Origin of the sequence: Rhodococcus sp. NPDC059968, assembly GCF_042738615.1 — a bacterium.
Taxonomy (GTDB): Bacteria; Actinomycetota; Actinomycetes; order Mycobacteriales; family Mycobacteriaceae; genus Rhodococcus_F.
On sequence record NZ_JBHWUE010000214.1, the window covers coordinates 1 to 4,579 of the forward strand.

Genomic DNA, 4,579 nt, shown 5'->3' on the forward strand with positions numbered 1-4,579 from the left:
AAGATCATCGATCGCCTCCTCCGCTCTCATGGTGTTGGATGAAACCTGTTCGAGCCCAGAGGCACCCGGCGGCAACCTAATGGATCAGTGCTCGCGGCACGACACCCCATCAGCGCTATAGGTGACCTCACCGACCGGCCGGGGCACGATCTAGCCCTAGGAATCGACCCTCACTCCCGGGTCTCGCGGTGCTCACCGGCCGGCGGCTCCGGTGATCAGCTTCCCCCTCGCGGTCCGTTACCTGTCGAAGGCTCGCTGATCGACTCCCATTAGGGTGCCGGCGTTCGGGAGGATCCTTCGCGGCCAGGATCCGGTCGTCGACAACCGCACCTGGTGCCGGCACTCCGCGACCCCCTCCGGAGGTCACCGGATCGGAGACGAGTCGGTCGGTCAGGTACCGAATCGAATTTGCCAGCCCCAACACCGGATCCCAGGAGCCCTTCCCGGACCGGCGGGCTCCAACCATCTGCCACCGCTCGTCCGAAGAACCCGTGTGTCATGGATCACAAAACCGCGATGCGCCCCGGCGGCGGATCTACCATTTCCTTACACCCGATACACACCCAGCGCAGGCTTCCGATGCACTCACCGGCAGCCAAACCCCCACTGGTTAAACGTGATTGGCACAAATCGGCGCACCGAGACTGGCAACGCCCGAGGAGAGACAAGCCACGCCAACCCCAGGGTGCACCAACGCGGACCTGCACCGCCCGACTCGGGCGCGCCGTTCGCCCGACTACGCACCGGAATGACCAGCGCTGTCGAGACTCGCGCGCCGCGGTGCCCCGGTACACATCCCGGCGAGGCCCGGCCGGAGCGGACTACACTCCGACCGGGCCGCTTCGGCTCACCGGGAGCGTCAACACCGATCCCCACCCGCTCGCCGAGCTCATCGGCGGCACCGCAGCCGGCCACCATATCGAATCCGAGGACGCTGATTCACTGTCCAGCAACACTTTCGGTGAATTCTGATCAACCGGTCCACTTCAGCAGATAAGCAGTACATGCCTTCGATTGCGCAGGATCGCCAACTCGGACAGTTGTTCGTCGGGGCGCGGACTCGATCCCAACCGAGGCAGTCCACCACTGATGCAGGTTGACACTGTTATAGCTCGCCCCGAACCCGGGTGGGTTGCAGCTTGTCCGAAATAGTCTCCGGGCCGGACGGCTACCCTCCGGAGCGGTCGACCATACAGGAAGCATAGTTGTCCGATCATGCACCGAATCGTCGATGAGGGTCTGCACACACTCGCATCGACGGAGGAACGCGGGCATACGTGTTGTGCCGGTGCATAGTTCCCGGGACACGGCATGCGTACGCATCACCGGACCGTGGGTAGACACGAAAAGGATCGGGCCGCCCGGGGAAGCTTCCGGACGGCCCGATCGGGCAGGTTCGCTGATCGCGGTGAATAGTCGGTTCGCTGCGATCAGCGAACACACGTCAGAGGGTGTCGGCGCTGTATCCGTGCGCGTGCGCCACCTCGGCGGAAAGGAGCTTGCCCTGGTGGGTTGACAGGACGTTCACCAGCCCAGGGACAGTGGCGGTGGCCTGCTCCCAGCCCTGCTCGGCGAGCGCGACGACGTAGGGCAGGGTGGCGTTGGTGAGCGCGTAGGTAGAGGTGCGCGGGACAGCGACGGGCATGTTCGCTACGCAGTAGAACACCGAGTCGTGGACCTGGTAGGTGGGTTCGGCATGCGTGGTGGGACGTGAGTCCTCGAAGCAGCCGCCCTGGTCGATGGCGATGTCGACAAGCACCGAGCCGGGCTTCATCCGTGAGACGAGGGTGTTGGAGACGAGGGTGGGGGCCTTGGCGCCGGGGACGAGGACGGCGCCGATGACGAGGTCGGCGCCCTGGACGGCCTGTTCAAGTTCGAGGCTGTTGGAAGTGATGGTCTTGACCTGGCCGGAGTAGAGGGCGTCGATCTCCCGGAGGCGGGCGATGGACAGGTCCAGGACGGTGACGTCGGCCTGCATGCCGTAGGCGATCGCGATCGCGTTCTTGCCGGACACGCCGGCGCCGATGACGACGACCTTGGCGGGGCGCACGCCGGGGACGCCGCCCATCAGGACGCCGCGGCCGCCGCCGTGGCGCATGAGGTGGTAGGCGCCGGCCAGTGGGGCGAGGCGTCCGGCGACCTCGCTCATCGGGGCGAGCAGCGGCAACGAGCCGTCGGCGGCGGTGACCGTTTCGTAGGCGATGGACGTGGTCCTCGACGCGAGCAGGGCGTCGGTGCAGTCCTTCGACGCGGCGAGGTGCAGGTAGGTGAACAACACCTGATCCTTGCGCAGGCGTGCATACTCCTCGGCGATGGGCTCCTTCACCTTCAGGAGCAGCTCAGTCGATCCCCACACCGCAACAGCGGACGAGAGGATCTGGGCGCCCGCGGCTTTGAAGTCCTCATCGGCGAAGGAGGAGCCGACGCCGGCGCCGGACTCGATGACCACCTCGTGGCCGCGGCCGACCAGCTCGTGGACACCCGCGGGGGTGATGGCCACCCGGTACTCGTGGTTCTTGATCTCGCGGGGGATACCGATCTTCATGCGAAGCTCCCAGTGGGCTGTGTGCAAAGAATGAGGGTCGCCGGAAAATTCGACGTGCGGGGATCAATAGTGAAGAAACTCCGACCGCATGCCAATACTTCTGAAGAATATTCTTAATCATTAGGTGAGACCATTCAAACGTTCGCCGCGAACCGCCTCAGGGGCTTGTAGTCGAAGGATATTCGGCAGCCGACAACGCCGGGACAGAACGCGATCGCTTCACTGGAACCCACGCCACTTACGGCAAGCATGCGTAGAGGCACGCTATCTGGCCGACGGACGACAGCACGCCCGATCTGCCTCGGCCGGCGGTCCAGTTCCTCAGCGCCGCTCGATGAACGTTCAGCTGTTCAACCGGGCCGACGCCACCACGATGAGACGGACCGTGTCGGAGTCGCCCCAGGCCAGGTACGTGCCATCGACCGTGATCCGCCCCCAAACGGGCACCCACCGACAGCGCGATCACGATCACAGGGATCTTTCGGTCGGTTGATGTGCGTGGCGAACCAACGAAACTCGGGCGGAGGAACGTCGCCCGGTAGTCACCTCAGCGTGTCAATCAGCGCGTCGTTACCATCGACCTGCATTCTCGTGTCCACGCGGAGAAACCATGCCCGCCCACCGAAGCGAACTGACCGCACACAAGGAGTCGGACGTGTCCGTGGCCCCGGACCGCCTCGAACACTCCGGCGAACCCGGCAACCACGCATACCTCGAAGAAGACTGAGGCTTCGCATGAACAGCAATCCCCAAGAAACAGGTACCGGCATACGCCGAACTACCCATGCGAAACCTCGCAGAGCACCTCACAATTGTGACGCCCACTTCGCAACACGGCCGAACCGCGGAAGCAGGCCGCCGGACACGCTTCCGAACCACAACGTCACTCGCAGTCATACAGGCAGCACCCCGCGCAGACAGGCAACATGCGCCCCATTTTGAGGGACCTGTGCTGCACCCCAAGAAACCGCTCCGCTCATGGTGCGGGCCGCTCCGGGGCAATCGGCTCTCATGGAGAAGACGCGAACCACGAAAGGCAAGTACTGGTGAGTCGGAGCGATCCACCGAAACACTATCGCTAAGCCCACTTTCATCGTCAAGCCCGAGAGGTCTGTTGACGGTCGGTGGAAGCTAGTGCGGGGGTCCCGAGAACAGACACCCCACCCCCGCCGGATGATCGTTCCCGGACCCACCCAGAGACACGACCATGAAGGCCGATCGTTTTCTTCACCACCCAGAGGCACCCATGCTCGAAACCCCTGCCCCACCGCTGACGGCGTTACCGGCAACCGCGACCGAACCCGCAGCACAGTACGGCATCCCCTGGAGAGCTCACCCCAACCGCAACCGAATCGGCAACCGCGCGGTCCGCAGGCGGCGCGCCCAGATCGACGGTCTCACAGGTTGTCCTGCGCTCGACTGGGTTCGGCGATCCCTCCGCTTCTGTGATCTTCTGGCCAGCGTGCAATCCATCAGCCGCTCGGACCGAGTGCTGGTTGGTTTCGCCATCGAGTGGGCCCCGTACGGTGGCGCCGACGCCGAGGAACTGTTCATCAAGTTCGGCATAGCGCGGGAAACGTCTCTGCACCTGCTCAAAGCCACGATGTCCCCACGACCGTCGGACCTGAATCGGCTTCGCGCCATTAAAGTAATGGGTGGGTCGGGCGATGCTGATGCCGTGCTCGGTAAGCACTGCACAGATCGGGTCGACCCCGAAACGGGAACGGTAGGCGTCGATGTGGTCGACGATCACCGCAGTCGGCGGTCGACCTCCGCCGCCGCGAAAAACGCGCTCGCGGTCTTCAAAATCTTGCTGGCTCTGCGTGATTCGGCTACTTCTCGGCGAAGTCTGGCGACCTCGGCCGACACGTCAGGTGCCGAAGACGATGCGCCGGGGGCCTGGTGGCTCTCCTCCCGCTCGATCCAGTTCCTCAGCGTGGCCGGCGCGATGTCGAGCAGCTCGCCGACATGGCGACGGGCTGCGACCTTCGAGCCTCCGTGCTCGTCGATCCGGTCCCGATACATCCGGACGGC

1 protein-coding gene, 1 pseudogene and 1 other annotated feature are annotated in these 4,579 nt (G+C 64.5%); the gene and the pseudogene both read right to left on the minus strand.

What is annotated here, in order from left to right:
- Positions 1 to 1,444: 1,444 nt before the first annotated feature.
- Positions 1,445 to 2,545, minus strand: coding sequence for an alanine dehydrogenase (ald, locus tag ACFWAY_RS53010; protein WP_378516434.1), 1,101 nt, complete (start codon positions 2,543 to 2,545; stop codon positions 1,445 to 1,447).
- A 1,648-nt stretch (positions 2,546 to 4,193) separates the two neighbouring features.
- Positions 4,194 to 4,579: pseudogene (locus ACFWAY_RS53015) on the minus strand (IS3 family transposase); the annotation flags it as partial.
- Positions 4,207 to 4,337, minus strand: a sequence feature (AL1L pseudoknot). It overlaps the preceding pseudogene by 131 nt.

Excerpts from the sequence above, each read along its gene's own strand:
- ald (WP_378516434.1), bottom strand. The coding sequence starts at position 2,545 with ATGAAGATCGGTATCCCCCGCGAGATCAAGAACCACGAGTACCGGGTG.